Genomic DNA, 25,093 nt, shown 5'->3' on the forward strand with positions numbered 1-25,093 from the left:
GATGGGTGGGCTCCGATGACACCCGCACCGCGACCCGGGCCCGGCAGGGGCTGGCTGCTGCGCCTCGTCATCGCCTTCGCCTTCGCGCAGGGGGCGGTGTCGATGGCGCGGCCCGCCGTCTCCTACCGGGCCCTCGCGCTCGGTGCGGACGAGATGGCCGTCGGCGTCATCGCCGGGGTCTACGCCCTGCTGCCGCTGTTCGCCGCCGTCCCGCTCGGCCGCCGCACCGACCACGGCCGGTGCGCGCCCCTGCTGCCGATCGGCGTGGTGCTGATCTCCGGCGGCTGCGCGCTCAGCGGTGCCGTCTCCTCCCTGCCCGCGATGGCCGCCTGGAGCGGGGTGATGGGCCTCGGCCACCTCTGCTTCGTGATCGGCGCGCAGTCGATCGTGGCCCGGCAGTCCGCCCCGGCCGAACAGGACCGCAACTTCGGCCACTTCACCATCGGCGCCTCGGTCGGCCAGCTGATCGGCCCGATCGCGGCGGGTGCACTGATCTCCGGCGAGAGCGGTGCTCTGGGGCGTACGAGCGCCCTCGCGCTCCTCGTCTCGGCGGCGGTCTGCGCGGTCGCCCTCACCTCGCTCTGGCACATCGAGCACCGGCGTACGCCCGGCTCCCGTGCCACGAAGCAGCCCGCCAAGGTTCCGGTCACCACGATCCTGGGGGCGCGAGGCGTCCCGGCCGGGATCTTCATCAGCATGGCCGTCCTGTCCTCCACCGACATCCTCACCGCCTACCTGCCGGTCGTCGGCGAGCACCGGGGGATCACCCCCGCCACCGTCGGGCTGCTGCTCAGCCTCCGGGCCGCCGCCTCGATCGCCTGCCGCCTGGCGATGACCCCGATGCTGCGGCTCCTCGGCCGGAACGCCCTGCTGACCACCAGCTGCCTGCTGGCCGGCCTGCTCTGCGCGGGCATGGTCCTCCCGGTCCCCGTCCCGGCGCTCGCCGTCATGCTGGCCGCCCTCGGGTTCTGCCTCGGCGCCGGGCAGCCGCTGTCCATGACCACGGTGGTCCAGGCGGCCCCCGCCGAGGCCCGGTCCACCGCACTGGCCCTGCGCCTCACCGGCAACCGGCTGGGCCAGGCCGCCGCTCCCGCCGCCGCGGGGCTGATCGCGGGTACGGCGGGGGCGGCGGCCCCGTTCGCGCTGCTCGGCGCCCTGCTGCTGGCCGCGGCGGGCCTGGGCCTGCGCAGCGGACGAACGGCCCCGGCACCCGTACCCCCGCAGCCCGCTTCCGTACAGCCGGAGCCCGCCCCCGTAACGCCTGCCGCAGACCCGATACGCGAACGGGAACAGAGCGACAACACGCCCCCGGCCACCCGCAACCGTTCCTGACGCACCCGCCCCACCCAACCCCGTACGCCCCACGCGTCCCAACCTTCGCGCGAGTCATTCCCACACCCCGCCCGGTGGGCTAACTTCCCTCCACAGCCGCTCCCCACCGCGACGCCACACCTTCATCCCGGGGACCCTTCATGACGCGCGCCATCTCCCTGCACCACGTCAGCAAGAGCTACGGCCGGGACCGGCGTGCCGTCGACCGGTTCACGCTCTCCATCGACCCCGGCGAGTTCGTCGTACTGCTCGGCCCCTCCGGCTGCGGCAAGTCGACCGTGCTGCGCATGATCGCGGGTCTGGAGGAGATCAGCGAGGGCGAGCTGCTGCTGGACGGCGAGTTCGCCAACCACATCCCGCCGCGCGAACGCGGGATGGCCATGGTGTTCCAGAACTTCGCGCTGTACCCGAGCATGACCAACCGGGCCAACATCGGCTTCCCGCTGAAGCTGGAGAACCCGCGCGAGGACAACACCGCCCGGATCGAGGCCACCGCCCGGATGCTCGGCATCGAGCACGTACTCGACCGCTACCCGGCGCAGCTCTCCGGCGGCGAGCGCCAGCGGGTGGCGATGGGCCGGGCCATCTCCCGCAGGCCCTCCGTCTTCCTGATGGACGAGCCGCTCTCCAACCTGGACGCCAAGCTCCGCAACCATCTGCGCGCCGAGATCGCCCTGCTCACCAGGGAACTCGGCGTCACCACCGTATATGTGACGCACGATCAGGCAGAGGCGATGTCCCTCGGGGACCGTGTGGCGGTGATGCGCGGCGGTGTCCTGCAGCAGGTCAGCCCGCCCCGGGACGTCTACGCGCTGCCCGACAACGTCTTCGTGGCCGCGTTCATCGGCACCCCGCGCATCAACCTCCTCCAGGCCGTCGTCCACGCCCCGCTGGAGGGGCGGATGTCGATCGACCTCGGCCGTCAGCGGCTCGCCCTGCCCGAACCCCTCAGCCCCGACCACCAGTTGCTCCGCATCCAGCAGGGCCGCCGGATCATCGTGGGGCTGCGCTCGGAGGCGGTCCGGATCGCCCCGCCCAGCCAGGCCCGCCCCGGCGAGGTGGCGCTCAGCGGGATCGTCGAGCACGTCGAGTACCAGGGCCACGAGGCGCTGGTCCACCTCAACACCGGTTCGCAGGCCGCCATCGTCCCGGACCTCGAATCGGCCCAGCCCCGGGCCATGCCCCGGCGCCGCAGGGCCGCCGCGGGCCGTCCGGGCGGGGTGCTCGGCGGTCAGGGCGGCCTCCGCGTCCTGGACCGGCTGAAGGGGCGGGCCGCGGGCCGGATCAGCGGGCCCGTCGTCGCCCTCGACGAACCCGCCCCGGACCCGGCGGCGGTCCGCACCCCGGACCGGCCCTCCGTCATCTCCGGCGACCTGGTGGTGCGCACCGGCCCCGACATGCGGCTGCGGACCGGCGGCCAGGTGCCGCTGCTGGTGGACCTGGCGCATCTGTACGTCTTCGACCACTACGGCCGCCGCATCTGCCCGCTGCCGCAGGATGTGCCCGGCCTGGACGGCTGAGGCCTCCTCTTCGGACCGGGCGCACGCCTCCCGGCGTGACCGGCGTCTCCGGGAGCTCCCTGGCGTCGGAAAACTAACGGCGCTAGTTTGTGCGGTGGGGGACATCACGTCGGCGCTCCGCACAGCCCGTCCGGGAGGAAACAGCCATGAAGGCCCATGACCAGATGTACATCGGCGGCGCGTGGCGGCCCGCCGTCGGCCAGGACACGATCGCGGTCGTGAACCCGGCCGACGAGCAGCTCATCGGCCATGTACCGGCGGGCACGGCCGAGGACGTCGACGCGGCGGTAAAGGCCGCCTGCGCCGCGTTCCCCGGCTGGGCCGCCACCCCGCCCGCCGAGCGCGCCGCCCGGCTCTCCGCCCTGAGCGACGCGCTGGTCGCCCGCAAGGACGAGCTGGCCGAGACGATCACGGCCGAGCTGGGCTCGCCGCTGCCGCTCTCGCAGATGGTCCACGCGGGCGTCCCGGTCCTGGTCGCCGCCTCGTACGCCGAACTGGCCGCGTCGTACGCCTTCGAGGAGAGGATCGGCAACTCCACCGTCCTGCTGGAGCCGGTCGGGGTCGTCGGCGCGATCACCCCCTGGAACTACCCGCTCCACCAGATCGTCGCCAAGGTCGCCCCCGCGCTCGCCGCCGGCTGCACGGTCGTCCTCAAGCCGGCCGAGGACACCCCGCTCACCGCCCAGCTCTTCGCCGAGGCCACCGAGGCCGCCGGGCTGCCCGCCGGGGTCTTCAACCTGGTCACCGGCCTCGGCCCGGTCGCCGGTCAGGCGCTCGCCGAGCACGATGGCGTCGACCTGGTCTCGTTCACCGGCTCGACCGCCGTGGGCAGGCAGATCGGTGCCACCGCCGGAGGCGCGGTCAAGCGCGTCGCCCTCGAACTCGGCGGCAAGTCCGCCAACGTGATCCTCCCCGGCGCCGACCTCGCCAAGGCGGTCAACGTCGGCATCGCCAACGTGATGACCAACTCCGGCCAGACGTGCAGCGCCTGGACCCGGATGCTGGTCGACGCCGAACGGTACGAGGAGGCCGTGGAGCTCGCGGCGCAGGCCGTGCTCAAGTACGCGCCCGGCGAGCGGGTCGGCCCGCTCGTCAACGCCAAGCAGCAGGCCCGGGTGCTGGGTTACATCCGGAAGGGGATGGACGAGGGCGCCCGGCTGATCGCGGGCGGCCCCGACGCGCCCCTGGAGACCGGCTACTACGTCAGCCCCACCGTCTTCGCCGATGTCACCCCGGACATGACCATCGCCCAGGAGGAGATCTTCGGCCCGGTGGTCTCGATCCTGCGGTACGAGGACGTGGACGACGCCCTCCGTATCGCCAACGACACCGTGTACGGCCTCGCGGGAGCCGTGTGGGCGGCCGACGACGAGGAGGCGGTCGCCTTCGCCCGCCGGATGGACACCGGGCAGGTCGACATCAACGGCGGCCGGTTCAACCCGCTGGCCCCCTTCGGCGGTTACAAGCAGTCGGGGGTCGGCCGCGAGCTGGGCCCGCACGGTCTGGCGGAGTACCTCCAGACCAAGTCGCTCCAGTTCTGATCCCCGTAACCCTGCTGCTGAAGGAGCCTGTTCGTGGTCCGCGCCGCCGTACTGCCCGCCGTCGGAGCTCCCCTGGAGATCACCGACATCGTCCTGCCGGAGCCCGGCCCCGGTCAGGTGCGCATCGCGCTCGCCGCGGCGGGCGTCTGCCACTCCGACCTGTCCCTGACCAACGGCACCATGCGGGTCCCGGTGCCCGCCGTCCTCGGCCATGAGGGAGCCGGTACGGTCCTGGCGGTCGGCGAGGGCGTCACGCATGTCGCGCCCGGTGACGGCGTGGTCCTCAACTGGGCCCCCTCCTGCGGGGTCTGCTTCCACTGCGGGATCGGCGAGGTCTGGCTCTGCGCCGACGCCCTGAAGGGGACCGCCAACCTCCACGCCCGTACGGCGGACGGCACCGACCTCCACCCCGGCCTCAACGTGGCGGCCTTCGCGGAGGAGACCGTCGTCGCCGCGAACTGCGTGCTCCCGGCCCCCGACGGCATTCCGCTCACCGACGCCGCCCTCCTCGGCTGCGCGGTCCTCACCGGCTACGGGGCGATCCACCACAGCGCCAGGGTCCGCGAGGGCGAGAGCGTCGTGGTCTTCGGGATCGGCGGCGTCGGCCTCGCCGTGCTCCAGGCCGCCCGGATCGCGGGCGCCTCCCGGATCATCGCGGTCGACGTCTCCCCGGCCAAGGAGGAGCTGGCCCGGCAGGCCGGCGCGACCGACTACGTCATCGCCTCCGCCACCACCCCGCGCGAGATCCGCAAGCTCACCGGCGGCCAGGGCACGGACGTGGCCGTGGAGTGCGTCGGCCGGCCCGCGACCATCCGGGCCGCCTGGGAGTCCACCCGGCGCGGCGGGCGCACCACGGTCGTCGGGATCGGCGGCAAGGACCAGGAGGTCACCTTCAACGCCCTGGAGATCTTCCACTGGGGCCGGTCCCTGACGGGCTGCGTCTACGGCAACAGCGACCCGGCCCGCGATCTGCCGGCCCTGGCCGACCACATCCGCGCGGGCCGTTTCGACCTGTCGATGATGGTCACCGAACGCATCGCCCTGGACGGTATCCCCGCCGCGTTCGACAACATGATCGCGGGCAAGGGCGGCCGGGCCCTCGTCGTCTTCTAGTAGTCCGTGGTCCGGGAGGTGGACGTCACCGGACCCAGCAGCCGGGCGTCCATCTCGCCCTCCTCGAAGAGCCGGGAGGCCGGGCCCACGATCAGCGGGTCCGGCGCCCCGACGACCTCCGGGTCCTTGCCCGGGTAGTCGAAGCGGTCCAGCACATGCCGCATCGCCTCCAGCCGGGCCCGCTTCTTGTCGTTGCTCTTCACCACCGTCCAGGGCGCGTCGGCCGTGTCGGTGTGGAAGAGCATCAGCTCCTTGGCCTCGGTGTACTCGTCCCACTTGTCCAGCGAGGCGAGGTCGACGGGGCTCAGTTTCCACCGTCGTACGGGGTCGATCTGCCGGATCATGAACCGGTTGCGCTGCTCGTTGCGGGAGACGGAGAACCAGAACTTCACCAGGTGGATGCCGTCCCGGGCGAGCATCCGCTCGAAGCCGGGCGCCTGGTGCATGAACTCCAGGTACTCGCGGGTCGTGCAGAACCCCATCACCCGCTCGACCCCGGCCCGGTTGTACCAGGAGCGGTCGAAGAGCACGATCTCCCCGGCGCTCGGCAGATGCGCCGCGTACCGCTGGAAGTACCACTGGGTGCGCTCACGTTCGGTGGGCTTCTCCAGGGCCACGATGCGGGCACCACGCGGATTCAGATGCTCGGTGAACCGCTTGATGGTGCCGCCCTTGCCCGCCGCGTCCCGCCCCTCGAAGAGGATCACCAGCCGCTCGTCGCGCTCCTTCACCCAGTGCTGGAGCTTCAGCAGCTCTATCTGGAGGGCGCGCTTGGCCTTCTCGTAGTCGCGGCGCCGGAGCTTGTTCTCGTACGGGTAGTCCTCCCGCCACGCGTCCCGGGCATGGCCGTCCGGCTCGACCAGGACCGGGTCGTCGTCACCGCTGTCGGCCACGCGGAAGCCGTCGAGGTACGGCCCGCCGAAGCGGGCCGCCCGCGCGGCCTCCTCGCGGGCGGCCTTCTTCTTCGCCCCGTTGCGGCCATTACTGCCACTACGGCCATTACGGTCGCCGTGCGCTCCGGTACTCCGCGTCATGACGGTTTCCCTCCACCGGCCGGTCCGGATTTCCGCGTGTGGGCCCAGTCTGCTGACGGCTCCGGGAGACCGCCACCCCGGCCAGGCAGAGCAGCCCCCCGAGGACCCCGAGCAGGGTCGGCACCTCGTCCAGCAGCACCCACGCCATGAGCACCACGATCGCCGGGACCGCGTACGTGGTGGCGCCCATCCGGCCCGCGGTGGTCCGGGCCAGCGCGTAGCCCCAGGTGGTGAAGGCCAGTGCGGTCGGGAACACGCCCAGGTAGATCATGTTCAGGGTCGCGGACATCGGCGCGTCGGCCGCCTCGGAGATCAGCACCCCGGTGAACGGCAGGCAGGCGACGGCGCCGATCAGGCAGCCGAAGGTGTTGATCTGGAGCGAGGAGCCGTACGCGAGCGCCGGCTTCTGGCTCACCACGCCCAGCGCGTACACCACTGCCGCCAGCAGGCAGAGGGCCACGCCCAGCACGGACGAGGTGCCGTGCCCGGACATCGCGAGGCCGACGACGACCGCACCCGAGAACGAGATGCCCATCCCCAGGAGCAGGCGGCGGGGCAGCCCCTCGCCGAGCATCCGGGCGCCCAGCAGCGCCATCAGGATCGGCCCGATGTTCACCAGCATCGCCGCCGTACCGGCGTCGACCTCCTGCTCGCCCCAGTTGAGCGCCACCATGTAGAGCCCGAACCACAGCACCCCGGACGTGATGATCCCGCGCCAGGCGCCGCGTCCGGGCAGCCCCTCCCGGCGTAGGAGGAGGATCGCCCCGAGCACCAGCACGCCCGCGAGGAGCCGCCCGAGGGCCAGGGCGCCGGGGGAGTAGGCCTCGCCCGCACTGCGGATGGAGACGAAGGCGGAGGCCCACAGCACGACGGTGGTGCAGGCGGCGGCGGTGGCGCGCCAGGATCGGGCGGGGGCGGAGTCGGCCGGGGTCGTCGTCATGGCCACGACCGTAGGGCCGAAACGGTTCGCCCCCCACCGAATTGTCGGCAACCGTCAATCGACGGCCGGCAAGTTCCAGCCCGTCCGGCGTTTGAGGACGGAGGCCGTCACCCTCAGCCCGTCCGGCGTTTGAGGACGGAACCGTGGCGGTGGCACCGGGCAACCCCTTCCGTGTCCGGGAAGCCCGGGCGCCGCCCATCCCGGGCAAGGGTTCCGTCCTCAAACGCCGGACGGGCTGCAGTGGGCAGACCGCGTCAAGGACGCTTCGGCGCACGCCGAACCGTTTCCGTGGGCCGCGCGTACTCCTCGTACTGCAGCGCCAACCCGTCCAGCAACGCCCGCAGCCCCGTCTCGAACGCCCCCTCGTCCACCTGCCGCCGGTGGTCGGCCAGCAGGTGCGCCTGGCCCAGGTGCGGGTAGTCGGCCGGGTCGTACGCGCTCTCGTCGTCCACGAAGCCCCCGGCGAAGGAGCCCAGCGCCGAGCCGGTGATGAAGTACCGCATCAGCGCCCCGATCCGGGTCGCCTGCGCCGGCGGCCACCCCGCGCCCACCATCGCCCCGAACACCGCGTCGGCGACCCGCAGCCCCGCCGGCCGGCGCCCCGGGCCCCGGGCGAGGACCGGGACGATGTGCGGGTGCGCGGCGAGGGCCGCCCGGTAGGAGAGCGCCCAGTCGTGCAGCGCCTCGCGCCAGTCCCGGGCGTCGGACTCCTCGAACATCGACAGATCGACCTGTACGGAGACGGCGTCGGCGACCGCGTCGAGGATCTCGTCCTTGTTCCGGAAGTGGTTGTAGAGAGAGGGCCCGCTGACCCCCAGGACGGCCGCCAGCCGACGCGTGGAGACGGCGTCGAGCCCTTCGGAGTCCACGAGGGAGCTCGCCGCCTCGACGATGCGGTCTCTGCTGAGAAGGGGCTTGCGCGGTCGGGCCATGCGGCTCATAGTAGGCGCTGCGAACCAGAAACTAGCAGTGCTAATTAAAGCGCTGCGCGAGAAGCCGTACGAGGAGTGGGTGGCGCGCAATGAACCTGGAGCTCAGCGAGGAGCAGGAGGCCGTCCGGCGGCTGGCCGAGGAGTTCGTGGCCCGTGAGGTCACTCCGCACGTCGTCGCGTGGGACCGGGCCGAGAATGTCGACAGGTCGATCGTGAAGAAGCTCGGCGCGCTCGGCTTCCTCGGTCTCACCGTCCCCGAGGAGTACGGCGGCTCGGGCGGTGACCACCTCACGTACTGCCTGGTCACCGAGGAGCTGGGCCGGGGCGACTCCTCCGTGCGCGGGATCGTCTCCGTCTCGCTCGGCCTGGTCGCCAAGACCATCGCCTCCTGGGGCGACGAGAAGCAGAAGCGGCAGTGGCTGCCCCGGCTCACCTCCGGTGAGGCGATCGGCTGCTTCGGCCTCACCGAGCCCGGCACCGGATCGGACGCCGGAAACCTCGCCACCAGGGCCGTACGCGACGGTGGCGACTACGTCATCAACGGCACCAAGATGTTCATCACCAACGGCACCTGGGCCGACGTCGTCCTGCTCTTCGCCCGCACGAACGACGCCCCCGGCCACCGCGGCGTCTCCGCCTTCCTGGTCCCCGCCGACACCCCCGGCCTCACCCGCCGCACCATCCACGGCAAGCTCGGCCTGCGCGGCCAGGCCACCGCCGAACTGGTCCTCCAGGACGTCCGCGTACCGGCCACCACCCTCCTCGGCCCCGAGGGCAAGGGCTTCACCGTCGCCATGTCGGCCCTCGCCAAGGGCCGGATGTCGGTCGCGGCGGGGTGCGTGGGTATCGCGCAGGCCGCCCTGGACGCGTCCGTGCGGTACGCCGGTGAGCGCGAGCAGTTCGGAAAGGGCATCGCCGGACACCAGCTCGTCCAGGAGCTGCTCAGCGACATCTCCGTCGACGTCGAGGCGGCCCGGCTGCTCACCTGGCGGGTCGCCGACCTCGTCGACCGGGGCCAGGAGTTCGCCACCGCCGCCTCCCAGGCCAAGCTGTACGCCTCCGAGGCCGCCGTCCGCTGCGCCAACAACGCCATCCAGGTCTTCGGCGGCTACGGCTACATCGACGAGTACCCGGTCGGGAAGCTGCTCCGGGACGCCCGCGTGATGACGCTCTACGAAGGCACCAGCCAGATCCAGAAGCTCATCATCGGCCGGGCGCTGACAGGCGTCTCCGCGTTCTGAGAGCGGCCGCCGCCACCCCGGCTCGTACGTGTGTCTGAGTACCCGCCTGAGTACGGGCACGGATGTGGCGTGCGCCACGCCGGCGGATGCTGAACCCATGAGTGACACGACATCGGTCAAGCAGCAGAGCACCGCCGCCTTCTACGGCCAGGCCGTCGCCTCCTTCCTGGTGGCGATGGGCGCGGTGGCCCTCGGTATCTTCTTCCTCGACGCCGATGCCTGGGTGCGCGGCTTCCTCGCCATCGGGGTGCTCTACCTCGTCACGTCCTGCTTCACGCTGGCCAAGGTGATCCGGGACCGGCAGGAGGCCGGGCAGATCGTCAGTCGGGTCGACCAGGCCCGGCTGGAGAAGATCCTCGCCGAGCACGACCCCTTCCAGAAGCTCTGACGCTTCCGGAAGCCCTGAACCCGCGCCGCCCCATGAGACGGCCCTAAGCGCTTGCTCAGGTTCGGGGTATGGTGTTCGTCCTGTTGACGGAGAGGGGCACCGGGTGATGAGCACGGCGGAGGAGACGAGCGGCGACGACGCTCCCTGGGGCGAGGTCACGCCCGAGGCGGCCCGGCGGCTCCTCGTCGCCGCGGTCGACGCCTTCGCCGAGCGCGGGTACCACGCGACCACCACCCGTGACATCGCCGGCCGCGCCGGGATGAGCCCGGCCGCGCTCTACATCCACTACAAGACGAAGGAAGAGCTGCTCCACCGGATCAGCAAGATCGGTCACGACCGGGCGCTCCACCTCCTCCAGGCCGAGGCCGACGGGGACGGCACGGCCGCCGAGCGGCTCGCCGGAGCCGTACGGTCCTTCGTCCGCTGGCACGCGGAGCGCCACACCACCGCGCGCGTCGTCCAGTACGAGCTCGACGCCCTCGGCCCCGAGCACCGCACCGAGATCGTCGAACTGCGCCGCAGGAGCGACGCGGTGGTGCGCGGGATCATCAGCGAAGGGGTGCGGGCGGGGGAGTTCGACGTCCCCGACATCCCCGGCACCACCCTCGCCGTGCTCTCCCTCTGCATCGACGTGGCCCGCTGGTTCAACGCCCAGGGCAGCCGCACGCCCGACGAGGTCGGCGCGCTCTACGCCGACCTCGTCCTGCGGATGGTCGGCGCCCCGCCGCAGCCGTAGGGTCCGCCGGACCCGGGCCCCACGGGCGCGTACGTCTACGAATCGGTCTCGATCGTGGCGCTCGTCCGGATCCGGCCACGTGGTGGGGCAATCATGGCTGCATGTCACTGCCTCCGACGCGTCTCCGTACCCCCGAGTGGTTCACGGTGGACGCGTCGGTCCTGAACGTGGCGCTGGTGTATCCGATGCAGGGGCCGGCGGGGATCTTCGGGCCGGGGTGCGAAGCGTGTGCGCGGCTGGCCGTGGAGGAGGTCAACGCGGCGGGCGGAGTCCTGGGGCGGGAGCTGCGGCTCCTTGAGGTGGACGGCGGGGCCGAGCCGTCCAGGGTGGCCGCCGAGGTCGAGGCGCTGGTCGCGGCCGGGGCGGTGCAGGGAGTCACCGGATGGCACATCAGCTCGGTGCGGCAGGCGGTGGCACCGCGGGTCGCGCACCGGGTGCCGTATGTGTACACCGCGCTGTACGAGGGCGGTGAGCGGACCGAGGGCGTCTTCATGACGAGCGAGACCCCCGCGGGACAACTGCTCCCGGCGATGCGGATGCTGGCACGGATGCGGGACGTGCGCCGCTGGTTCGTCGTCGGGAACGACTACATCTGGCCGCGCTGCACCGCCCGTGCCGCCCGCCGGTACGCGCGGGAGTCCCGGGGGCGGGTCTGCGGAGAGGCGTATCTGCCGCTCGGCACGGACGACTTCGCCGACGTCCTGCGCCGTATCGAGCGCGCGGACGCCGACGCCGTGCTGGTGCTGCTCGTGGGCAGCGACGCGGTCCGGTTCAACCGGGCGTTCGCCGCGGCCGGGCTGGACGCCCGCTGTCTGCGGCTGAGCACACTGATGGACGAGAGCATGCTCCTGGGCAGCGGCCCCGGGGCGACCGTCGACCTCTACAGCACGGCCGGGTTCTTCGCCTCGCTCGCGGACGGGCACAGCATGGACTTCCACGGCCGTTACGCCGCCCGCTTCGGCGCGGACGCGCCGGTCCCCGGCAGCCTCGGCGAGTCCTGCTACGAAGGCGTGCTGCTGCTCGCGGCGCTCATCGAGCGCGCCCGCAGTCTGGACGTCTCCGCCATCGGCGCGGCCGCCGACCACGTCCGGTACGAGGGGCCCTGCGGTCTGCTCGGCCTGGACGGGCGGCATGTGCGCCAGCGCATCTATCTGGCCGAGGCCGACGGCCTCGACTTCACCGTGCTCGCCCAACTGGATTCCCCGCAGGGGCTGGCGTAGCCCCTTCCCTGTCGCTGCCGTCGGCCAGCGCGCCGGACAGCCGGCCGAGCAGCGGCAGCAGCTGATCCTCTTCGTCCTCCGTGAGCCCGGGGACCGACGGTCCCCACTCCGCCCGTACCGCGCGCGAGAGCTCCCGGCGCCGCCGCAGGCCCCGGGGGGTGAGCTGGGCGAGGACCCGGCGGCGGTCGGCGGGGTCGACGCGGCGGAACACCAGGTTCTGGTCGACGAGTTGGTCGACGATCTTGGTGAGGGTCGGCGCGGGCAGGGCGGCGTCCTCGGCGAGGGACGTCATGTTCCGGCCCTCGTCGCCCGAGAGCAGGTCGAGGACCCGCCACGCGTCGACGGAGCAGCCGAACGCGTCGAGCACGGACTGGATACGACGCGCCGCGAGGCGCTCGGCCCGGGTCAGCAGGTGGAGCAGGTCCTGGGGCTGCCTCGCCATCGCACTCCTCGGGGCTCACGTCGGCACGGCCCCCGCGGCGGGGGTGCGATGGAGCCTACAACCGATCACCGCTCTCCCGGCAGGCCGTATGCCGATTCTGATCCTTTCCAGTGGAAGTAATGAATACCTGCATCGCGAATTCGTTCACCGATCGGCCGGTTGACGCCGACTCACATGAGTGCGAAACGCGATTACTTCCGCCGGAAACTGTTCTTCAACTGCGCCGCAACACACCCGAAACAGTTCCGCCGCAGGCTGTGGACCACTTCAGAGACCAGCCCGGAGGCCACCCCGGAACGGCTGGGCCCTCCCCCTTTCCCTCCCCTTCCTCCCCTCGCCCGGAGGAATCCGCTCGCACCGCCCTTCGGGGCAAGGAGGTACTGCCATGTCCGGGCTCATCACCAGGCGCGGTCTTCTGACCGGCATTTCCGCTCTCGGCGCCGGCGCCGTGCTCAGCGCCTGCGGCGCGAAGACCGGCAGCGACACGTCGAAGGCCGCGGGCGCCAAGGCCGACACCTCCGGCGACACCGTCAAGGTCGGCCTGCTGAACTCGCTCTCCGGCACGATGGCGATCAGCGAGGTCACCGTCCACAACGCGCTGCTGCTCGCGGTCAAGGAGATCAACGCCGCCGGCGGCGTCCTCGGCAAGAAGCTCGAACCGGTCAGTCAGGACGGGGCCTCCGACTGGCCGACCTTCGCCGAGAAGGCGCAGGCGCTCATCACGGACTCCAAGGTCGTCGCGACCTTCGGCTGCTGGACGTCGGCCAGCCGCAAGGCGGTGAAACCGGTCTTCGAGCGGAACAAGTCGCTGCTGTTCTACCCCGTGCAGTACGAGGGCCTGGAGCAGTCCCCGTACATCTTCTACTCGGGCGCCACCACCAACCAGCAGATCGTGCCCGCGCTCGACTACCTCAAGAAGCAGGGCCTCACCAAGCTCTACCTCGTCGGCAGCGACTACGTCTTCCCGCGCACTGCCAACAAGATCATCAAGACGTACGCGAAGGCGAACGGCATGGAGGTGCTCGGCGAGGACTACGCGCCGCTGGGCTCCACGGAGTTCGCCACCATCGTCAACAAGGTCAAGGGCGCGGGGGCCGACGCGGTCTTCAACACCCTGAACGGCGACAGCAACGTGGCCTTCTTCAAGGAGTACAAGTCCGCCGGGCTGACCGCGAAGAAGCTGCCGGTGCTCTCCGTCTCCATCGCGGAGGAGGAGGTCAAGAGCATCGGAACGCAGTACCTGGAAGGTCAGTTGACGGCCTGGAACTACTACCAGACCACGCCCGGAGCGGCGAACGAGAAGTTCGTCGCCGCGTACCGGGCGGCGTACGGCAAGGACAAGCCCACCAGCGACCCGATGGAGGCGGCGTACATCTCCGTCCACCTGTGGAAGGCGATGGTCGAGAAGGCGGGGTCCTTCGACGTCGAGAAGGTGAAGGCGGCCTCGGACGGGATCGAGTTCGACGCACCGGAGGGCAAGGTGACGGTCGACGGTGCGACGCAGCACGTCCACAAGACCGCCCGCATCGGCAAGGTCACCGCGAGCGGGCTCATCGAGGAGGTCTGGAACTCGGGCGGGCCCATCAAGCCCGACCCGTACCTGAAGGGCTACGACTGGGCGGCGGACCTGTGACGGTCATCCTCAACCAGTCCTTCACCGGCGTCAGCATCGGCGCGGTCCTCCTTCTCATCGCCCTCGGCCTGACCCTCACCTTCGGTCAGATGGGCGTCATCAACATGGCGCACGGCGAGTTCATCATGGCCGGCGCCTACACGACGTACGTGCTGCAGAAGCCGATCGAGAACGCCGGCATATCGCTCCTCCTCGCCCTGCCGGTCGCGTTCCTCGTGGCCGGGTCGATGGGCGCACTCCTGGAGTGGCTGCTCATCCGGCGGCTCTACGCACGCCCGCTGGACACACTGCTGGTGACCTGGGGTGTCTCGCTGATGCTGCAGCAGCTGGCGCGGGACGTCTTCGGCGCGCCGAACGTCCAGACGACCGCGCCCGACCTGCTGACGGGGAGCGTGTCGGTCGCGGGGGTGACCCTGGCCAACAGCCGGCTGTTCATCCTCGGGTTCGCGCTGCTCTGCGTGTGCGGCCTGGCGGCGATTCTGCGGGTCACACCGCTGGGCCGCCGGATCCGGGCGGTGGTGCAGAACCGGGACCTCGCGGAGGTGTCCGGGATCGCGACGGGGCGGGTGGACCGGACGACGTTCTTCATCGGCTCGGGTCTGGCGGGGATGGCGGGGGTAGCGCTGACGCTGATCGGCCCGATCGGTCCGACGACGGGGACCAACTACATCGTGGACGCCTTCCTGGTCGTGGTCGTCGGCGGCATCGGACGGCTCAGGGGCGCGGTCATCACCGCGTTCGTGCTCGGCCTGCTGCAGTCGGTCCTCGAATACTCCACGACCGTGAGCGTGGCGAAGGTGGTGGTCCTCGTGGGGATCGTCGCCTTCCTCCAGTGGCGGCCGCAGGGCCTGTACACCGTGCGCACCAGGAGCCTGGTATGACGACGACGAGCACACCCCCGGCCACCGTCCCGGCCGCCGGCCCCCCGGCCGGACCGCCGGACCGACCGTTCCAGAACCGCTTCCGGATACCCGCCGCCTTCCTGCTCGGCGCGGTGCTGCTGGTGGGCGTCGCCCCCCTGGTCCTGTCGGACTTCCGGCTCGGGCTGCTGGCCAAGTACCTCTGTTACGGGATCGTCGCGGTCGGCGTGAGCCTCGCCTGGGGCCGGGGCGGGCTGCTGGTCCTCGGGCAGGGCGTCTTCTTCGGCCTCGGCGGCTACGCCATGGCGATGCACCTCAAGCTCGCCGACGCAGCGGCAACGGGACAGCCGCTGCCCGACTTCATGCAGCTGTACGGCACCGAGGGCGGGCTGCCCTGGTGGTGGCAGCCCTTCGCCAACCCGGCGTTCGCGCTCGCCATGACGGTGCTGCTGCCGATGGCCGTCGCGGCCCTGCTCGGCGTGCTCGTCTTCCGCCGCCGGGTGAAGGGCGCGTACTTCGCGATCCTCAGCCAGGCGTTGGCGGCGGCCCTGGCGATCTGGCTGGTCGGCCAGCAGGCCACCACGGGCGGCACCAACGGCCTGACCGACTTCCAGGGCTTCTTCGGCTACGACCTGAACGACCCGGTCAACCAGCGGATGGTCTACGTCATCATCGCGATCGTCCTGCTGCTGCTCATGGCCCTCGCCCGGCAGTTGTTCGTCAGCCGTTACGGCGAACTCCTCATCGCGGTACGGGACTCCGAGGAGCGGGTGCGCTTCCTCGGCTACAACCCGGCCAACGTCAAGCTGGTGGCGTACGTGGTCGCGGCCGGCATGGCGGGTCTGGCCGGCGCGCTGTTCGTGCCGGCGGTGGGGATCATCTCCCCGGCGCTGATCGGGATCGTGCCGTCCATCGGCTTCGTCATCGGCGCGGCCGTCGGCGGGCGGGCGTCCCTGGTGGGCGCGGTGCTCGGGGCGATCGCGGTGGCCTGGGCACAGAGCACGCTCTCGGACGCGTGGCCGGCCGGGTGGACGTATCTCCAGGGCCTGCTGTTCGTCGTCGCGGTCGGCTTCCTGCCCGGCGGGCTGGCCTCGCTGACGACGGTGCTGCGCAGGCGGCGGAGCACGGATGGAGTCAGGGCGACGAAGGGAGTGACCGCATGAGCGGCGAGGGACTGACCGTCCGCGACCTCCGGGTGACGTTCGACGGGGGCGTCACCGCCGTCGACGGCGTCGACCTGGACATCCACCCGGGAGACCTGCGCTTCCTGATCGGACCGAACGGCGCGGGCAAGACGACGCTGGTCGACGCCGTCACCGGCCTGGTCCGGGCGAGCGGATCGATCCGCTTCGGCGGTGAGGAGATCATCGGCGAGCCCGTGCACCGCATCGCCCGCCGGGGCATCGGCCGCACCTTCCAGACAGCGACGGTCTTCGAGCAGCTGACCGTCGAGCAGAACCTCGACATCGCCGCGGGGGCCGGCCGCAGCGCGCTGACACTGCTGCGGCGGCGCAGACACCTCCCCGACTCGGTGGGGAAGGCGCTGGAGATCACCGGCCTGGCCGCGCTGCGCCACCGCCCCGCCGGGGTGCTGGCCCACGGCCAGAAGCAGAGCCTGGAGATCGGCATGCTCCTCGTCCAGGACGTGAAGCTGCTGCTGCTCGACGAGCCCGTCGCCGGGATGAGCCACGACGAGCGTGAGTCCGCCGGTGAGCTGCTCCAGCGGATCAGCGAGGACCACACCGTCGTCGTCATCGAGCACGACATGGACTTCATGCGCTCCTTCGCCCGCAGCGTCAGCGTCCTGCACGCCGGCAAGGTGCTCAGCGAGGGCACGGTCGCCCAGGTCCAGGCCGACGCCAAGGTCCAGGAGGTCTACCTCGGCCGCGCCTCGGAACCCGAGCCCTCGGCCGCCGTTCCCGTCCCCGTCCGCGAAGAGGTGTGACCGCCGTGCTGGAGATCGACGAAGTCCGCGCCGGCTACGACCGCACCACCGTCCTGCACGACGTGACCGTGGCCGTGCCGGACGACGGCGTCGCCGCCGTCCTCGGCCACAACGGCGCCGGGAAAAGCACCCTCCTGCGCACCGCCATGGGCCTCATCAAGCCGTCCGGCGGGACTGTCCGCCTCGACGGCGAGGACATCACCCACCTGGCGCCCCACCGGCGCGTCGCCCGAGGCATGGCGTACGTCCCCCAGGGCCAGCAGTCCTTCCCCCACCTGACCACCGCCGAGAACCTCCAGCTCGTCGCCGACGGCTCCCCGCGCGGCGGCGGCCGTGAGGCCATCGCCGAGGCCCTCGACCTCTTCCCCGTCCTCCGCGAACTCGCCCACCGCCGCGCCGGCCTCCTCTCGGGCGGACAGCGCCAGCAACTCGCCATCGCCCGCGCCCTCGTCACCCGCCCCCGGCTCCTTCTCCTCGACGAACCGACGGAGGGCATCCAGCCCTCCGTCGTCGCCGAGATCGAGGCCACGATCCTCTCCCTGGCCGAGCGCGGCGGCCTCAGCGTCCTCCTCGTCGAACAGCACGTCGGCTTCGCCATGCGGGCGGCGGAGCGCTACTACGTCCTGGAGGCGGGCAGGGTCACGTCGTCGGGTGAGGGGGGTACGGGTGCGGAGAAGACGGTCCGGGAGGCGCTGAGCGTGTGAGCGGCCCGGCCCGTCCCCCGAGAGGCGCGGGCCGTCAGAATCAGAAGTAGTAGCGCGACACCGACTCGGCCACGCACGCGGGCTTCTCGCTGCCCTCGCGCTCGACCGTGACGACCGCGGTGACCTGCACGCCGCCCCCGGCCTCCTCCACGCTGCTGAGCACCGCGGTGGCCCGCAGCCGTGAACCGACCGGGACGGTGGAGGGGAAGCGGACCTTGTTGGTCCCGTAGTTGATGCCCATCTTCATGTTCTCGACCCGCATCACCTGCGGCACCAGGGCGGGCAGCAGCGAGAGCGTCAGATAGCCGTGCGCGATGGTCGTGCCGAACGGCCCGGCCGCCGCGCGCTCCGGGTCCACATGGATCCACTGGTGGTCGCCGGTCGCCTCGGCGAACAGGTCGATCCGCTTCTGGTCGACCTCCAGCCAGTCGCTGTGTCCCAGTTGCTCGCCCACCCCGTCGAGCAGCTCCTGTGCGGACGTGAAGATCTTCGGCTCTGCCATGTTCCCGGTCCCTGCCTTCCGGCTCTCCGCACCTTCAGGTGCGATGTCTAAGCGCTTGCTCAGCATCGTTGTGTGCCGCGTTCCTGTCAACGACATGGCAGTAGGGTCTGAGGAGTGCCACAGATCCCACAGACACTCCACGAACTCTCGGTCGGCCAGCTCTCGGCGCGCAGCGGCGCCGCGGTCTCCGCTCTGCACTTCTACGAGTCCAAGGGCCTGATCAGCAGCCGCCGCACCAGCGGCAACCAGCGCCGCTACTCGCGCGACGCCCTGCGCCGCGTCGCCTTCGTACGCGCGGCCCAGCGCGTCGGCATCCCACTGGCCACGATCCGGGACGCACTCGCCTCGCTGCCCGAGGAGCGCACGCCGAACCGGGACGACTGGGCCCGCCTCTCCGAGGCCTGGCGCCAGGAACTGGACGAGCGGATCAAGCAGTTGCACCGGCTGCGCGACCATCTGACCGACTGCATCGGCTGCGGCTGTCTGTCGCTGGAGAACTGTGTGCTGTCCAACCCCGACGACATCTCCGGCGAACGGATCACTGGCTCGCGCCTGATGCCCGAGCGCCGGCGGGACCCGGCGGCGGAGGAGGACGGGACCGGCTGACCTGGGGCGCGTCCCGGCGGCCGCCCCGGACGGGGCCGACTCACGACACGGCAGGCCCGCCCCCGCACGACGTCTGCCGCAACCGCACCGCCGCGGCGACCAGTTCCGCGTTCGAGCGCGCGGGGCTCCCGTCCGGCAGCACCGTCACATCCTCCGCGCCGATCCGCGTCCCCAGGCCCAGTCGGAAGGCCAGCGCCGCCACCGGCCACGCTCCGCCCTCCTCGCCGTGCAGCAGCACCGGGCGGCCGTGCGCGGCGCCCACCTCGGCGAGGAGCAGCCGGGCCGAGCCGGTCGCCGTCGCCGGGTCGGTGTCGGTGACCTCGGCCAGCACCCGCAGGACGCGGGGCGCCACCGGGGAGCGGCGGAAGAGGCGGTGCCCCTCCGTGTCCGACCAGAGCCCGGCCTCCACGCCCACGCCACGCTCCAGCAGCGCGGCGGCCAGCTCCTCGGCGCCCGGCTCGTGCCAGTTGACCGATGCGTGGTCGGGCAGCACCGTCCACTCCCGCACGCGCTCCACCCGGCGCCGTGGATCCGGCTCCGCCCAGGCGCCCGTCGTCACCCCGACCGGGACGCGCACCGCCGCCCGTATCGCCGTCAGCGTCGCGGCCACCACCCGGGGCGAGAGCGTGTCCTGCCCGCAGGGGGTCCGCGGATGCACATGGATGTCGGTGGCACCGGCGGCGACGGCCTCGGCCGCCGACCGGGCCAGCGCTTCGGGGGACAGGGGCACGGCCGCCGAAGCATCCGCACCGCGCCGGCCGTTCAGGCAGACCTGGATCATGTGCCCGATGGTGACATCCGCCACTGACAACGGGCCGGGAACGCCCTCGCCCCCGGCGACGTACCCCGGAAGTCCCTACGCCGCTGCCGCCGCGGCGAGCCTCCGGTGCCGTACCAACCGGGCCCTGGCCAGCGTGCGGTCCGTCAGCACCGGCTGCGGCACCGCGATCCCGCACGCCGTGCACACCGGACCCGACCACGGCTCATGCCCGCGCTCCCGCTCCTGTCGCCACTCGATCCCGGTGTCCGCACAGACCGGGCAGGCCGAGCCGGGGCCGGAACCGAGCGCCGCGATCAGCCGGCGCAGCACCTCGGCGAGCGGCTCACTGGGGTGGACCTCCGGATCCGCGCAGCGGGCCACTCCGTGACCGCCCCACGTCCGGCGGTGCCAGTCGTCGAACGCGCCGGGCCGCCGCAGGCCCTCGTGCTTCTCGCGCCGCCGCCGCTCGGCGAACCCCGCCTCGTAGGCGAGCCAGATGGCCCGCGCCTCCTCCAGCTCCTCCAGGGCGCCCAGCAGGCGCGCCGGATCGGGTGCCCGGTCCTCGGGATCGATCCCGTGCCGGGCGCACAGATGGTCCCAGGTCGCCCGGTGACCATAGGGGGCGAACCTCTCCAGGCACTTGCGCAGCGAGTACCGCCGCAGGGCCAGATCGCCCAGCGGATCGCGGACCTGTCTCGCAAGACTCCGGAAACCGGCCATGTCTGCCACCTCCGTCGTTCGTCCTTCGGCGTCAGGGAGTGGACGTACGCCTGCCCGTTTCGGCTCCATCGAAAGATGGAAACCGTCCATTGGCTGAGACTCCCCATGTGGGACGGGCGCCACGGGCAGAAGCGGAACGGCGCGCGGACGGGTGGTGAGAGGGCGCGCGGCCGTGCGGGGGGTCTTCGGCGCCCCGGCACCCCGGAGCCGCTCGCACCCGCCCGCTGACCAGGGAAAATCAGTGGCAGGGCCCCGCGCGGGTGCGGTTGGGTGCCCGTATGACAGCAGTCTCTCCCCGCCTGGAAAAGGTCACGCCCGACACCGTGCTCGACGCCTGTCGGCTGGAAGTCGCTCCCGAGCAGCGGAAGTTCGTCTCGCCGGTCGCACAGTCGTTGGCCGAGGCCTATGTGCACCCCGACACCGCCTGGCCCCGGCTGATCTGTGACGGCGACCGCATCGTGGGCTTCGTGATGGCCTTCTTCGACGTCCGGTTCGACTACGACGCCGATGTGCCGGACGCCCCGCTGCGCTCCGGCCTCTGGCGGCTGGCCATAGCCGCCGGTGAGCAGGGCCGGGGGTACGGGCGGTTCGCGGTGGGCGCGGTGAACGAGGAGATCCGCCGCCGGGGCGGGACGGTCTCGACCGTGACCTGGCACGGAGGCGAGGGCGGTCCGGAGGAGTTCTACCTCCGGCTCGGCTACCGCAAGCGGGGCCTGACCGACGACGACGAGTACCTCGGCGACCTGGACCTCACGGGCTGAGACGGGCGGAGGGCCGGCGCCCGGAACGACGGGCGGCGGCCCTCCGGCGAGGGCGCCCGCCGTTCTGTGCGCGCCCCCCTCTGGCGTTCCGGGTGCGCCCGGCCCCTCGTCCCGCGTGCGCCCCCCGCCCCGCCCGCACTACCCCCCGTACCGCAGATACCTCCGCCGCTTCGCCCGGAACGCCGTCAGGTCCGACCGCCACGCGTCCACCACCGCGTCCGTGTCCGCCCCCGCGTCGATCATGGTGCGGACCCGGGTGTTCCCGGTGAGCTTGTCGATCCAGTTGTCCGGGCGCCAGGCGAATCCGCTCCACGTCCGCTTCGCCGTCACCAGCAGGGCGATGCCGGTGCGGACCGGGTCGAACACCTCCCGGTCCTGGACGTGCACCTGCACCCCGCCCACCGTCTTCCCCTGGAACTTGGAGAACGTCGGCGCGAAGTACGCCTCCCGGAAGGCGACCCCCGGCAGCCCCAGCGCGTTCACGGCGGCCGCCCAGCGGTGGTCGATGCCCTCCGCGCCCAGCAGCTCGAAGGGGCGGGTGGTGCCCCGGCCCTCGGAGAGGTTCGTGCCTTCGAAGAGGCAGGTCCCGGAGTAGACCAGGGCCGTCTCCGGCGTCGGCATGTTCGGGCTCGGCGGCACCCACGGCAGCCCGGTGTCGTCGAAGAAGTCCGAGCGCCGCCACCCCGACATGGTCACCACGTCCAGCCGCACCGGGTTCTCGTGCAGGAACTCCGCCTTGAAGAACAGCGCCAGCTCCGCCACCGTCATCCCGTGCGCCTGGGCGATCTCCCGGCGGCCGACGAACGTGGCGAACGCCGGGTCCAGCACCGGCCCCAGCGCCGCCCGCCCGGTCACCGGGTTCGGCCGGTCCAGCACCACCAGGCGCTTGCCCGCGAGCGCGGCGGCCTCCATGCAGTCGTACAGCGTCCAGATGTACGTGTAGAAGCGCGCGCCCGCGTCCTGGATGTCGAAGAGGACCGTGTCCACGCCGGACGCGGTGAAGATGTCCGCGAGCGGCTGCCCGCTCTTGAGGTACGTGTCGTAGACCGGCAGCCCGGTCGCCGGGTCGTCGTAGCGCCCCTCCGAGCCGCCCGCCTGCGCGGTGCCCCGGAAGCCGTGCTCGGGGCCGAAGACGGCGGTCAGGTTCACCCGGGAGTCGGGGTGCATCACGTCGACGATGTGCCGGACATCGGCGGTGATGCCGGTCGGGTTGGTGACGACGCCGACCTTCTGGCCCCGCAGCAGCCGGTAGCCGTCGGCCGCCAGCCGGTCGAATCCGGTACGGACCCGGGCGCGCCCCGGTCCGTGGCCGCGTCCGGAAGCGGCGGCTCCACCGGTGCCGGCGGCCGTCGCCGCGAGCGCTCCCACGGCGCCTCCCGCGGCCAGCACACCACGTCGGGAAAGGCTCATTCCGCTACCTCCATGATCGCGCCGACTGTCATGGCCACGCACGCTAGCGCGGCTGGGGGCCGCACGGAACGACCCCGGCCGCGCCGATTCCCCCGGCCGGGCAGCCGCCCCCGCCGACCTGCCCCGGGGCCCTTCCCGACCCTTCCCCGATCACATACCGACCGGTTAGTCTGCCGATGCGGAGGGGCCGCGGAACAGGCGTACGGAAGGCGGGACGACGATGGGCACGGGAGATACGGCGGATACGGTGCGGGGCGCCGGTGTGGTGGTCACAGGGGCCGGAGGCGGCATCGGCGCCGCTCTGGCCCGCAGGTTCGCCGCGGAGGGCGCGCGGGTCGTCGTCAACGACCTCGACCTCGCGCGCATCGAGCCGCTCGCCAAGGAGATCGGCGGGACCGCCGTCGCCGGCGACGCCTCGGACACCGTGGCCGCCGCCCGGGACGCGCTGGGCGGCACGGTCGACGTCTACTGCGCCAACGCCGGACTCGCCTCACCCGGTGACGCGTTCGCCGACGAGGAGGTCTGGGCCGCCGCCTGGGACGTCAATGTGATGGCCCACGTCCGCGCGGCCAGGGCCCTGCTGCCGCAGTGGCTGGAGCGCGGCAGCGGGCGCTTCGTCACCACCGCGTCCGCCGCCGGGCTGCTGACGATGATCGGCGCGGCCCCCTACAGCGTCACCAAGCACGGGGCGGTCGCCTTCGCCGAGTGGCTCTCGCTCACCTACCGCCACCGCGGCGTCAAGGTTCACGCGATCTGCCCGCAGGGCGTGCGTACGGATATGCTCACCGCCGCGGGTTCGGCCGGCGAGCTGGTCCTCGCCCCCGGAGCCATCGAGCCGGACGCCGTCGCCGACGCGCTGTTCGACGCGATGGCGGCCGACCGCTTCCTGGTCCTGCCGCACCCCGAGGTCGCCGGTTACTACCGGGCCCGCGCCGAGGACCCCGACCGATGGATGGGCAACATGAACCGCCTCCAGCAGAAGTGGGAGGCGAGCGGCGCATGAGCGACCCGGCCGGCCCCGCCCCGGCTCACGACGACACGCCCCCCGGCGGCTCCGTCTACGCGGCCAAGCCGTGGCTCGCCCTCCTCAGCGACGCCCAGCGCGCCGAACTGCACCCCGCGGAGACCGTGCTGCACGCCTTCCGGGACGCCGTAGGGCGGGCCCCCGACGGCCACCCGGCCCTCGCCTACTTCGACGGGCGCCTCACTTACCGCGAGACCGACGAGCTCTCCGACTCGGTGGCCGGACACCTCGCCTCCCGGGGCCTGCGGCGCGGCGACCGGGTCGCGATCATGCTCCAGAACAGCCCGCACTTCGTCCTCGCGCTCCTCGGCGCGTGGAAGGCGGGGGCCACCGTCGTACCGCTCAACCCGATGTACAAGTCCGGCGAGGTCGGCCACGTACTGAAGGACGCCGGGGTCACCGCGCTGATCTGCGGGGAGAGGGCCTGGGCGGCGTATCTGCGGGAGACCGCGGAGGGCGCCCCGGACCTCACGATCGCGCTGACCGCCTGCGAGCTGGACCTCCAGAGCGTGGACGACGCCCGCGTGCTCGGCTTCGAGCGGCTCCCCGCCCCCGGCCCCGACGACCTCGCCGACGACCTGCTGACCGTCGCCCGCGCCGGTCACCGGGCCCCGGACGGCCGGGAGCTCACCGCCGCCGACACGGCGCTGATCAGCTACACCTCCGGGACCAGCGGCACCCCCAAGGGCGCCATGAACTCCCACGCCAACATCATGGTCAACGCCGAACGGCAGCGCGCCGGGCATCCCCTCGCCGAGGGCTCCGTCTACTTCGCGCTCGCCCCGCTCTTCCACATCACCGGCATGGTCTGCCAGCTCGCCGCCTGTATCGCCAACGCGGGCACCCTGGTCCTGGCCTACCGCTTCGAGGCGGGCGTCGTCCTCGAAGCCTTCGCCGCCCACCGCCCCGCGTACACGGTCGGGCCGTCCACCGCCTTCATGGCCCTGGCCGCCCACCCGGACGTCACCCCGGACCACTTCGCCTCCTTCCAGGTGATCTCCTCCGGCGGCGCCCCGCTGCCGCCCGCGCTGGTGGAGAGGTTCCGCGCCGGCTTCGGCCCGTACATCCGCAACGGCTACGGCCTCACCGAGTGCACCGCCCCCTGCGCCTCGGTCCCGCCCGAGCGCGAGGCCCCGGTGGACCCGGTCTCCGGCACCCTCTCCGTCGGCGTACCCGGCCCCGACACCGTCGTACGGATCCTCGACGAGACGGGGCAGGAGGTGCCCTTCGGGGAGCAGGGCGAGATCGCGGTGCGCGGCCCGCAGGTCGTCTCCGGCTACTGGAACCTCCCCGAGGCCACCGAGGCCGCCTTCCCGGACGGCGAGCTGCGCACCGGTGACATCGGCTTCATGGACGCGGCGGGCTGGCTCTACGTCGTCGACCGCAAGAAGGACATGATCAACGCCTCCGGCTTCAAGGTGTGGCCCCGCGAGGTGGAGGACGTCCTGTACACCCACCCGGCGGTGCGCGAGGCCGCCGTCGTGGGCGTGCCCGACGCCTACCGGGGGGAGACCGTACGGGCGTATGTCAGTCTGCGTCCGGGCGTTCGGGTCGAACCGGGCGAGCTCGGGACGTACTGCAAGGAAAGGCTCGCCGCCTACAAGTATCCGCGCGAGGTGGAGATCCTGACCGAGCTGCCGAAGACGGCGAGTGGGAAGATCCTGAGGCGGGAACTGCGTTCCCCCCGTTAGAACCTCGTCGGAACAGCGAACGCACAGTATGAAAGGCA

At 72.1% G+C, this 25,093-nt stretch carries 25 protein-coding genes; 17 read left to right on the plus strand and 8 right to left on the minus strand.

Annotated elements, in window-relative coordinates; genetic code table 11:
• Positions 1-15 precede the first annotated feature (15 nt).
• From IE264_RS29250 to IE264_RS29265, 4 genes are all read left to right on the plus strand, one after another.
• Positions 16-1,332: an MFS transporter gene (locus tag IE264_RS29250; protein WP_032758313.1), complete on the plus strand. Its 1,317-nt coding sequence runs from the start codon at positions 16-18 to the stop codon at positions 1,330-1,332.
• Between the two features lie 140 nt (positions 1,333-1,472).
• Positions 1,473-2,852, plus strand: coding sequence for an ABC transporter ATP-binding protein (locus IE264_RS29255; RefSeq protein WP_032758315.1), 1,380 nt, complete (start codon positions 1,473-1,475; stop codon positions 2,850-2,852).
• 146 nt (positions 2,853-2,998) lie between these two features.
• Positions 2,999-4,393, plus strand: a complete 1,395-nt coding sequence (locus IE264_RS29260) for an aldehyde dehydrogenase family protein (RefSeq protein ID WP_032758316.1) — start codon at positions 2,999-3,001, stop codon at positions 4,391-4,393.
• Positions 4,394-4,426: 33 nt separating this feature from the next.
• Positions 4,427-5,506, plus strand: a complete 1,080-nt coding sequence (locus tag IE264_RS29265; RefSeq protein WP_032758317.1) for a Zn-dependent alcohol dehydrogenase — start codon at positions 4,427-4,429, stop codon at positions 5,504-5,506.
• Here the strand turns inward: IE264_RS29265 and ppk2 are convergent.
• From ppk2 to IE264_RS29280, 3 genes are all read right to left on the minus strand, one after another.
• The gene (gene ppk2 / locus IE264_RS29270) at positions 5,503-6,540 is read right to left on the minus strand and encodes a polyphosphate kinase 2 (RefSeq protein ID WP_032758318.1); all 1,038 of its coding nucleotides are present in this window, start codon (positions 6,538-6,540) and stop codon (positions 5,503-5,505) included. The two genes, IE264_RS29265 and ppk2, sit on opposite strands and share 4 nt — an antisense overlap.
• The gene (locus tag IE264_RS29275) at positions 6,506-7,480 is read right to left on the minus strand and encodes a DMT family transporter (protein ID WP_032758320.1); all 975 of its coding nucleotides are present in this window, start codon (positions 7,478-7,480) and stop codon (positions 6,506-6,508) included. Before IE264_RS29275 ends, ppk2 begins: the two co-directional genes overlap by 35 nt.
• A gap of 254 nt (positions 7,481-7,734) precedes the next feature.
• Positions 7,735-8,412, minus strand: coding sequence for a TetR/AcrR family transcriptional regulator (locus tag IE264_RS29280; RefSeq protein WP_032758322.1), 678 nt, complete (start codon positions 8,410-8,412; stop codon positions 7,735-7,737).
• A gap of 89 nt (positions 8,413-8,501) precedes the next feature.
• On the opposite strand from IE264_RS29280, the gene IE264_RS29285 reads away from it, so the two are divergent.
• The 4 genes from IE264_RS29285 (at position 8,502) to IE264_RS29300 (ending at position 11,997) form a co-directional block, all read left to right on the plus strand.
• Complete coding sequence (locus IE264_RS29285; RefSeq protein WP_015607582.1) at positions 8,502-9,653, plus strand: acyl-CoA dehydrogenase family protein; 1,152 nt, start codon at positions 8,502-8,504, stop codon at positions 9,651-9,653.
• 97 nt (positions 9,654-9,750) lie between these two features.
• Positions 9,751-10,041: a YiaA/YiaB family inner membrane protein gene (locus IE264_RS29290; protein WP_015607581.1), complete on the plus strand. Its 291-nt coding sequence runs from the start codon at positions 9,751-9,753 to the stop codon at positions 10,039-10,041.
• A 106-nt stretch (positions 10,042-10,147) separates the two neighbouring features.
• Positions 10,148-10,777 (plus strand): TetR/AcrR family transcriptional regulator, encoded by a 630-nt coding sequence (locus tag IE264_RS29295; protein WP_031123786.1) that lies wholly within the window; start codon positions 10,148-10,150, stop codon positions 10,775-10,777.
• A gap of 101 nt (positions 10,778-10,878) precedes the next feature.
• Positions 10,879-11,997 (plus strand): substrate-binding domain-containing protein, encoded by a 1,119-nt coding sequence (locus IE264_RS29300; RefSeq protein WP_032758324.1) that lies wholly within the window; start codon positions 10,879-10,881, stop codon positions 11,995-11,997.
• On the opposite strand, the gene IE264_RS29305 is transcribed toward IE264_RS29300, so the two are convergent.
• The gene (locus IE264_RS29305) at positions 11,954-12,439 is read right to left on the minus strand and encodes a MarR family winged helix-turn-helix transcriptional regulator (protein ID WP_032758325.1); all 486 of its coding nucleotides are present in this window, start codon (positions 12,437-12,439) and stop codon (positions 11,954-11,956) included. The genes IE264_RS29300 and IE264_RS29305 overlap by 44 nt on opposite strands.
• 385 nt (positions 12,440-12,824) lie before the next feature.
• Between IE264_RS29305 and urtA the strand changes: the two genes are divergently transcribed.
• The 5 genes from urtA to urtE are packed head-to-tail and all read left to right on the plus strand — an operon-like array spanning position 12,825 to position 17,581.
• Positions 12,825-14,072: an urea ABC transporter substrate-binding protein gene (gene urtA / locus IE264_RS29310; RefSeq protein WP_015607577.1), complete on the plus strand. Its 1,248-nt coding sequence runs from the start codon at positions 12,825-12,827 to the stop codon at positions 14,070-14,072.
• Positions 14,069-14,953, plus strand: a complete 885-nt coding sequence (gene urtB / locus IE264_RS29315) for an urea ABC transporter permease subunit UrtB (RefSeq protein ID WP_015607576.1) — start codon at positions 14,069-14,071, stop codon at positions 14,951-14,953. The genes urtA and urtB overlap by 4 nt, the downstream gene beginning before the upstream one ends.
• Complete coding sequence (gene urtC / locus IE264_RS29320; RefSeq protein ID WP_032758326.1) at positions 14,950-16,095, plus strand: urea ABC transporter permease subunit UrtC; 1,146 nt, start codon at positions 14,950-14,952, stop codon at positions 16,093-16,095. The genes urtB and urtC overlap by 4 nt, the downstream gene beginning before the upstream one ends.
• Entirely contained in the window at positions 16,092-16,877 is a 786-nt protein-coding gene (gene urtD, locus IE264_RS29325) for an urea ABC transporter ATP-binding protein UrtD (protein ID WP_032758327.1), read from the plus strand. Before urtC ends, urtD begins: the two co-directional genes overlap by 4 nt.
• A gap of 5 nt (positions 16,878-16,882) precedes the next feature.
• On the plus strand, positions 16,883-17,581 hold the full coding sequence (urtE, locus tag IE264_RS29330) for an urea ABC transporter ATP-binding subunit UrtE (protein ID WP_032758437.1): 699 nt from the start codon (positions 16,883-16,885) through the stop codon (positions 17,579-17,581).
• 40 nt (positions 17,582-17,621) lie between these two features.
• On the opposite strand, the gene IE264_RS29335 is transcribed toward urtE, so the two are convergent.
• Complete coding sequence (locus IE264_RS29335) at positions 17,622-18,083, minus strand: MaoC family dehydratase (protein ID WP_015607572.1); 462 nt, start codon at positions 18,081-18,083, stop codon at positions 17,622-17,624.
• A 114-nt stretch (positions 18,084-18,197) separates the two neighbouring features.
• Between IE264_RS29335 and soxR the strand changes: the two genes are divergently transcribed.
• Complete coding sequence (gene soxR / locus IE264_RS29340; RefSeq protein WP_015607571.1) at positions 18,198-18,689, plus strand: redox-sensitive transcriptional activator SoxR; 492 nt, start codon at positions 18,198-18,200, stop codon at positions 18,687-18,689.
• A gap of 40 nt (positions 18,690-18,729) precedes the next feature.
• Here the strand turns inward: soxR and IE264_RS29345 are convergent, their stop codons facing one another.
• Positions 18,730-19,470, minus strand: a complete 741-nt coding sequence (locus tag IE264_RS29345; RefSeq protein ID WP_032758438.1) for a 3-keto-5-aminohexanoate cleavage protein — start codon at positions 19,468-19,470, stop codon at positions 18,730-18,732.
• A 75-nt stretch (positions 19,471-19,545) separates the two neighbouring features.
• Positions 19,546-20,169, minus strand: coding sequence for a hypothetical protein (locus IE264_RS29350; protein WP_031123776.1), 624 nt, complete (start codon positions 20,167-20,169; stop codon positions 19,546-19,548).
• A 278-nt stretch (positions 20,170-20,447) separates the two neighbouring features.
• On the opposite strand from IE264_RS29350, the gene IE264_RS29355 reads away from it, so the two are divergent.
• Positions 20,448-20,930: a GNAT family N-acetyltransferase gene (locus IE264_RS29355; RefSeq protein ID WP_032758328.1), complete on the plus strand. Its 483-nt coding sequence runs from the start codon at positions 20,448-20,450 to the stop codon at positions 20,928-20,930.
• Positions 20,931-21,068: 138 nt separating this feature from the next.
• Here the strand turns inward: IE264_RS29355 and IE264_RS29360 are convergent, their stop codons facing one another.
• On the minus strand, positions 21,069-22,340 hold the full coding sequence (locus IE264_RS29360; RefSeq protein WP_032758329.1) for an exo-beta-N-acetylmuramidase NamZ family protein: 1,272 nt from the start codon (positions 22,338-22,340) through the stop codon (positions 21,069-21,071).
• Positions 22,341-22,560: 220 nt separating this feature from the next.
• Between IE264_RS29360 and IE264_RS29365 the strand changes: the two genes are divergently transcribed.
• Together IE264_RS29365 and IE264_RS29370 are read left to right on the plus strand one after the other, a co-directional pair.
• Complete coding sequence (locus IE264_RS29365) at positions 22,561-23,343, plus strand: SDR family oxidoreductase (protein WP_032758330.1); 783 nt, start codon at positions 22,561-22,563, stop codon at positions 23,341-23,343.
• On the plus strand, positions 23,340-25,055 hold the full coding sequence (locus IE264_RS29370; protein ID WP_015607565.1) for an AMP-binding protein: 1,716 nt from the start codon (positions 23,340-23,342) through the stop codon (positions 25,053-25,055). The genes IE264_RS29365 and IE264_RS29370 overlap by 4 nt, the downstream gene beginning before the upstream one ends.
• Positions 25,056-25,093 lie beyond the last annotated feature (38 nt).

The organism is Streptomyces microflavus, from assembly GCF_014650075.1.
In the GTDB taxonomy this organism is placed as follows: Bacteria; Actinomycetota; Actinomycetes; order Streptomycetales; family Streptomycetaceae; genus Streptomyces; species Streptomyces microflavus.

Bases quoted from the DNA above. Each gene is read 5' to 3' on its own strand.
- IE264_RS29250 (WP_032758313.1), top strand. From the start codon at position 16: ATGACACCCGCACCGCGACCCGGGCCCGGCAGGGGCTGGCTGCTGCGC.
- IE264_RS29255 (WP_032758315.1), top strand. From the start codon at position 1,473: ATGACGCGCGCCATCTCCCTGCACCACGTCAGCAAGAGCTACGGCCGG.
- IE264_RS29260 (WP_032758316.1), top strand. From the start codon at position 2,999: ATGAAGGCCCATGACCAGATGTACATCGGCGGCGCGTGGCGGCCCGCC.
- ppk2 (WP_032758318.1), bottom strand. From the start codon at position 6,540: ATGACGCGGAGTACCGGAGCGCACGGCGACCGTAATGGCCGTAGTGGC.
- IE264_RS29275 (WP_032758320.1), bottom strand. From the start codon at position 7,480: ATGACGACGACCCCGGCCGACTCCGCCCCCGCCCGATCCTGGCGCGCC.
- IE264_RS29280 (WP_032758322.1), bottom strand. From the start codon at position 8,412: ATGGCCCGACCGCGCAAGCCCCTTCTCAGCAGAGACCGCATCGTCGAG.
- IE264_RS29285 (WP_015607582.1), top strand. From the start codon at position 8,502: ATGAACCTGGAGCTCAGCGAGGAGCAGGAGGCCGTCCGGCGGCTGGCC.
- IE264_RS29290 (WP_015607581.1), top strand. From the start codon at position 9,751: ATGAGTGACACGACATCGGTCAAGCAGCAGAGCACCGCCGCCTTCTAC.
- IE264_RS29295 (WP_031123786.1), top strand. From the start codon at position 10,148: ATGAGCACGGCGGAGGAGACGAGCGGCGACGACGCTCCCTGGGGCGAG.
- IE264_RS29300 (WP_032758324.1), top strand. From the start codon at position 10,879: ATGTCACTGCCTCCGACGCGTCTCCGTACCCCCGAGTGGTTCACGGTG.
- IE264_RS29305 (WP_032758325.1), bottom strand. From the start codon at position 12,439: ATGGCGAGGCAGCCCCAGGACCTGCTCCACCTGCTGACCCGGGCCGAG.
- urtA (WP_015607577.1), top strand. From the start codon at position 12,825: ATGTCCGGGCTCATCACCAGGCGCGGTCTTCTGACCGGCATTTCCGCT.
- urtC (WP_032758326.1), top strand. From the start codon at position 14,950: ATGACGACGACGAGCACACCCCCGGCCACCGTCCCGGCCGCCGGCCCC.
- urtD (WP_032758327.1), top strand. From the start codon at position 16,092: ATGAGCGGCGAGGGACTGACCGTCCGCGACCTCCGGGTGACGTTCGAC.
- IE264_RS29335 (WP_015607572.1), bottom strand. From the start codon at position 18,083: ATGGCAGAGCCGAAGATCTTCACGTCCGCACAGGAGCTGCTCGACGGG.
- IE264_RS29345 (WP_032758438.1), bottom strand. From the start codon at position 19,470: ATGATCCAGGTCTGCCTGAACGGCCGGCGCGGTGCGGATGCTTCGGCG.
- IE264_RS29350 (WP_031123776.1), bottom strand. From the start codon at position 20,169: ATGGCCGGTTTCCGGAGTCTTGCGAGACAGGTCCGCGATCCGCTGGGC.
- IE264_RS29355 (WP_032758328.1), top strand. From the start codon at position 20,448: ATGACAGCAGTCTCTCCCCGCCTGGAAAAGGTCACGCCCGACACCGTG.
- IE264_RS29360 (WP_032758329.1), bottom strand. From the start codon at position 22,340: ATGAGCCTTTCCCGACGTGGTGTGCTGGCCGCGGGAGGCGCCGTGGGA.
- IE264_RS29365 (WP_032758330.1), top strand. From the start codon at position 22,561: ATGGGCACGGGAGATACGGCGGATACGGTGCGGGGCGCCGGTGTGGTG.
- IE264_RS29370 (WP_015607565.1), top strand. From the start codon at position 23,340: ATGAGCGACCCGGCCGGCCCCGCCCCGGCTCACGACGACACGCCCCCC.